Here is a 4,857-nt window from a genome sequence, read left to right as displayed (position 1 = left end):
CAGCGCCCGCTGCATCAGGGCCTGCGCCTGGTCGTTGCCCGGATCCCGGGCGAGCGCCTGCCCGACCTGCGCGATCGCCTCCGCGCCCCGGCCGGAGTCCAGCAGCAGCCCGGCCAGGTGCAGGCGCAGGGGCAGGTCGTCCGGGCGGGCGTCCAGGGCGGCCAGCAGGCTGTCGATGAGGGGATCGGCGCTCATAGGACGAGGAGCGTAGTGAAGGTGGGCTCGCCTCCGCTCACCCGCACGGCCATTACTCCCCGTATATGACTCGTTGACCGGTTGCGCTGCCCCGACCCACGTCCCCGGGTATCGCTTCGGGTTCTCGCCACGCACAGTAAGGTCAATCGGGTGAGCGCCACCGGCGAGCACGGCCAGCCGCAGTCGCGAGCGAAGAGGTGACCTCGAGTGACCACCCCAGGCAAGACCCGTGTGGCGATCGTCTTCGGCGGCCGCAGCCCCGAGCACGGCATCTCCTGCGTCAGCGCCGGCAGCGTCCTGGGCGCCCTCGACCCGGACGAGTTCGAGGTGGTGCCGGTCGGCATCACCCGGCAGGGCCAGTGGGTGCTGACCAGCGGCGACCCGAGCGAGCTCTCGATCCAGGCGCGCAAGCTCCCGGAGATCACCGCCGCCGCCGGCGCCGCCCTGGTGCTGCGCGCCGAGCCGACCGCGGGCGGCCTCATGGTGCTCGACCCGACGGAGGGCCCGCGGGCGCTGGCCGACGTGGACGTGGTCTTCCCCGTGCTGCACGGGGCGTACGGCGAGGACGGCACCATCCAGGGGATGCTGGAGATGGCCGACATCCCGTACGTCGGGGCGAACGTCTTCGCCTCCGCCGCCGCCATGGACAAGGAGTTCACCAAGAAGCTCTGCGCCGCCGAGGGCATCCCGGTCGGCCCGTACGTGGTGCTGCGCAACGGGATGACGCTGAGCGAGGCGGACAAGGAGCGGCTGGGGCTGCCGGTCTTCGTCAAGCCGTCCCGCGCCGGCTCGTCCTTCGGCATCACCAAGGTCGACGACTGGTCCCAGCTCGACGCGGCGGTCGCCACCGCCCGGGAGATCGACACGAAGGTGCTGGTCGAGGGGGCGGTCGTCGGCCGGGAGATCGAGTGCGGCGTGCTGGAGGGCGAGGCCGGCGGCGCGCCCGAGGCGTCCGTGCTGGCCGAGGTCCGGATGGTCGGCGACCGGGAGTGGTACGACTTCGAGGCGAAGTACCTCTTCGCCGACGAGGTCTGCGAGTACGACGTCCCGGCGAACCTGCCCGAGCGGGTCACCCGGCAGGTCCAGGAGTACGCCACCCGGGCGTTCACCGCGCTGGACTGCTCCGGCCTGGCCCGGGTCGACTTCTTCGTCACCCCGGAGCTGGACGTCTACCTCAACGAGATCAACACGATGCCCGGGTTCACCCCGACGTCGATGTTCCCCAGGATGTGGGCGGCCAGCGGCCTCGAGTACCCGAAGCTGGTCAACCGCCTCATCCGTAGCGCCCTGCACCGCCACGCCGGCCGCTGACCCGGCCGCACCGGACCCGTCCCGCGGGGAAGCCCGCGGGGCGTGGATCAGGCGGTGCAGCCGGTGGGGGCGGACTTCGCCGAGGGGACCGCGGAGACGACGGCGTCGGAGATCGGGCCGACCCACTGCAGCGGCTGCTCGTACTGCCGGGGCACCCGGACCCGGACCGGGGTCTCCCGGTCGACGGTGGTCAGCACGGTCGCGTCGGCCTCCTGCACCGCGTGCCAGCAGACCTTGTCGACGACCACACCTCGTCGGTGGGCTGGACGATCGGCGGGGTACCGCCGCAGGCGACGGTGAGCGCCGGGTCGCCGTACGCGACGTTCTGCTCTGGGCCGGCGGTGACCGGCCGCTGGGTCAGGTCGCGGACCCGGTCCGGCAGCTGCGACACCAGGGCGCGGCAGACCGTCGCGGGCCGCTCGGCCAGCGTCGGGGCGGGCAGTTCCACCGGGGCGGTGGACTGCGGCCGCGCGGCGGTCGCCGACGGGCGCGGCGCGGCGGCCGGCTCGTCCGGGGCGAGCTTCGCGAAGGTGAAGCCGGCCACCGCCACGGTCACCGGCAGCGCGATCAGCGTGGCCATCAGCGCGGCGCGACGGGTGGTCCGGTCCGGGCGCGGCGTCTCGTCGGCCGGGCGGGACTTCTCGGGAGCGGGGGACACAGTGATCTCGTCCACTTACAGGCGCACCACCGAACACGTGAGGGTGCGGGTGATGCCGGGCACCATCTGCACCTTGCTGACGATGAGTTTGCCGAGCTCGTCGACGGTGTTGGCCTCGGTGAGGACGACCACGTCGTACGGCCCGGTGACGGCGTCGACCCGTACCACGCCGGCAAGGTCCGCGATCAGACCGGCCACGTCACGCGCCCGACCGACCTCGGTCTGGATGAGGATGTACGCCTGTACCACGACTCGACCTCCGTCCGTCGCCGCCTGGGGCGGCCCGAAGGGTGAAACTACCTTACGGAGCAGGCCTGATCCCTATCGGTCGCCGGCTGGACGCGGTGAGCGAGCACACGCGGCTGCCGGGCGGGGCGTGCCGTGGCGGGGTGACGAGCATGAATGAGCGCGGCGAGGGGACAAGATGACGGTCGCGGGTGTCGGGGAGTTCGGACTGATCGACCGGGTCACCGCCCGGTTGACGTACGGGGAGAGCTGCCTGCTCGGCCCCGGTGACGACGCGGCGGTGGTGGCGGCGCCGGACCGGCGGGTGGTGGCCTCGACGGACGTGCTGGTCGAGGGGCGGCATTTCCGCCGGGACTGGTCGAGCGCGCGGGACGTGGGGCACCGGGCGGCGGCGGCCAACCTGGCCGACATCGCGGCGATGGGCGCCACCCCGACCGCGCTGCTGGTCGCCCTCTGCATGCCAGCGGATCTGGACCCGAGCTGGGCGGAGGAACTGGCCGACGGGCTCGGCGCGGAGGCGCCCTGGTCGGCGCGAGCGTGGTCGGCGGCGACATGTCCGCCAGTCCCACGCTGACCATCGCGGTCACCGCCCTCGGCGACCTGGCAGGCCGGCCGCCCGTGGTCCGCTCCGGGGCGCGGCCCGGCGACGTGGTGGCCCTGGCCGGGCGGACCGGCTGGGCGGCGGCCGGGTACACCGTGCTGTCCCGCGGTTTCCGGACGCCCCGGCTGCTGGTGGAGGCGTTCCGGCGGCCCGAGGTGCCCTATCCGGCCGGTCCGGAGGCCGCCGGGCTCGGCGCCACCGCCATGATCGACGTGTCGGACGGGCTGCTGGCCGACCTGGGCCACGTGGCGAAGGCCAGCGGCGTCGCCGTCGACCTGCGCCGGGACGCCTTCGAGGTGCCCCGGCAGATGCGGGACGCGGCGCAGGCACTCGGCGTCGACCCGTACTCCTGGATCCTCGGCGGGGGCGACGACCACGCCCTGGCCGCGACCTTCCCGCCGGCGGTGGCGCTGCCGGCGGGCTGGCGGCCGATCGGGCGGGTGACCGAGGGGGCGGGGGTGACCGTGGACGGCGTGCCGTACGCCGGGCCGGCCGGCTGGGACCACTTCCGCCGGTCGGAGTGATCTGCGACCGAACCGGGCCGGTGGGCCCGGGGCGCGCCGGGCGGCGGTCGTACCCTTCAGGCGTGAGTGAGATCGAGATCCGGGTGCAGCGGTTCGACGCGCCCGAGTCGCAGGCGTTGATCAAAGCGGCCCTGGCCGACCTCGGCGAGCGGTACGGCGGCAGCGGCGACGACACCCCGGTGGACGCGGCGCAGTTCGAGCCGCCGGCCGGCGCCTTCCTGGTGGTCTACCTCGGCGGACAACCGGTGGGCTGCGGCGGCTGGCGCAGCCACGGCGACGACGGGGAGGCGGCGGAGCTGAAGCGGATGTACACCGCGCCGGCGGCCCGGGGGCGGGGCGTGGCCCGTGCGGTGCTGGCCGCGGTCGAGCGGTCGGCCCGGGAGCAGGGCCGCAAGCGGATCATCCTGGAGTGCGGCGACAAGCAGCCCGAGGCGATCGCCATGTACACCTCGGCCGGGTACGAGCGGATCCCGAACTTCGGCTTCTACCAGGACGCCCCCGGCTGCCTCTCCTTCGGCCGCACCCTCTGACTCGGTCCGGCGGGTGCGCGGCGGCCCCGGTCGTCGCGCACCCGGCCAGCCCGGCCGTGCCCGGACACGACAGAACCGGCGGACCGTGACGGTCCGCCGGTGCTGGGTGTTTCGGGAAGCTTGGGGCTACCGCGTCAGGCGCGGGTGACCTTGCCGGCCTTGATGCACGAGGTGCAGACCTGCAGCTTCTTGGTGTTGCCGCCACCGGCCGGGGTCCGCACCGACTGGATGTTCGGGTTCCAGCGGCGGTTGGTCCGCCGGTGCGAGTGGGACACGTTGTGGCCGAAGCCCGGTCCCTTGCCACAGACGTCGCACACGCTAGCCACGGGATACTCCTGGGATTGAAACGTTCATGAGGTCGCCGCCAGGCGCTGCCCGGGCAACCTGGCCAGGTTACCCGATGACCCGCCGGTACGCCCAACCGGCCCGGTCGGCGGCGACTCGGGCCCGACCAGCGTACTCGGGTCGGGCGGGCTTCGCCGAGCGACGGCCGGGCGGGGGACACGCCGGCCGACCCCGGCGCGTGTCGGTGCGCGCAAGTAGGCTTCTCGCCGTGCTGGACACCCTCGACGCCGCCGCGGTGCGCCGCTGGTGCGCGAGCGGGCTGGCCGCCATGCGCCGGCACCAGGGTGAGATCGACGACCTCAACGTCTACCCCGTCCCGGACGGCGACACGGGCACCAACCTGGTGCTCACCCTCACCTTCGAGGGCCCACCACCCTGGCTTTGAGCCCTGCCAGCACTCTCCGGCGAGTCTGTCGGGCGACGAGTCAGGTCACGTCAGCGGATCAG

At 73.7% G+C, this 4,857-nt stretch carries 6 protein-coding genes and 2 pseudogenes; 4 read left to right on the top strand and 4 right to left on the bottom strand.

Features of this window, described 5'->3' with window-relative positions; genetic code table 11:
- A partial coding sequence (locus JNW87_RS34775; protein ID WP_238455152.1) for a tetratricopeptide repeat protein occupies window positions 1-195 on the bottom strand: 195 nt, incomplete at its 3' end.
- Window positions 196-402: 207 nt separating this feature from the next.
- Between JNW87_RS34775 and JNW87_RS34770 the strand changes: the two genes are divergently transcribed.
- A complete protein-coding gene (locus tag JNW87_RS34770) occupies window positions 403-1,506 on the top strand; it encodes a D-alanine--D-alanine ligase family protein (RefSeq protein WP_109800833.1) in 1,104 nt (367 codons plus the stop codon).
- Window positions 1,507-1,553: 47 nt separating this feature from the next.
- Here the strand turns inward: JNW87_RS34770 and JNW87_RS34765 are convergent.
- Window positions 1,554-2,086: pseudogene (locus JNW87_RS34765) on the bottom strand (DUF3515 family protein).
- A gap of 93 nt (window positions 2,087-2,179) precedes the next feature.
- Entirely contained in the window at window positions 2,180-2,413 is a 234-nt protein-coding gene (locus JNW87_RS34760) for an Lrp/AsnC ligand binding domain-containing protein (protein ID WP_013284547.1), read from the bottom strand.
- A 175-nt stretch (window positions 2,414-2,588) separates the two neighbouring features.
- On the opposite strand from JNW87_RS34760, the pseudogene JNW87_RS34755 reads away from it, so the two are divergent.
- Together JNW87_RS34755 and JNW87_RS34750 are read left to right on the top strand one after the other, a co-directional pair.
- A pseudogene (locus JNW87_RS34755) lies at window positions 2,589-3,535 on the top strand (thiamine-phosphate kinase).
- A gap of 62 nt (window positions 3,536-3,597) precedes the next feature.
- Window positions 3,598-4,065, top strand: coding sequence for a GNAT family N-acetyltransferase (locus JNW87_RS34750; RefSeq protein ID WP_238455151.1), 468 nt, complete (start codon window positions 3,598-3,600; stop codon window positions 4,063-4,065).
- A 134-nt stretch (window positions 4,066-4,199) separates the two neighbouring features.
- Here the strand turns inward: JNW87_RS34750 and rpmB are convergent, their stop codons facing one another.
- Window positions 4,200-4,391: a 50S ribosomal protein L28 gene (gene rpmB, locus JNW87_RS34745; protein WP_007456456.1), complete on the bottom strand. Its 192-nt coding sequence runs from the start codon at window positions 4,389-4,391 to the stop codon at window positions 4,200-4,202.
- 227 nt (window positions 4,392-4,618) lie between these two features.
- Here rpmB and JNW87_RS34740 point away from each other — a divergent pair, with 227 nt between their 5' ends.
- Window positions 4,619-4,795, top strand: coding sequence for a hypothetical protein (locus JNW87_RS34740; protein WP_238455153.1), 177 nt, complete (start codon window positions 4,619-4,621; stop codon window positions 4,793-4,795).
- The last annotated feature ends 62 nt before the right edge of the window (window positions 4,796-4,857 follow it).

The sequence above is a fragment of the Micromonospora sp. ATA51 genome, assembly GCF_016802855.1.
Taxonomy (GTDB): domain Bacteria; phylum Actinomycetota; class Actinomycetes; order Mycobacteriales; family Micromonosporaceae; genus Micromonospora; species Micromonospora sicca.
The sequence above is the reverse complement of the archived record's forward strand: the minus strand, read 5'-3'. Positions and strand labels throughout refer to the sequence as shown.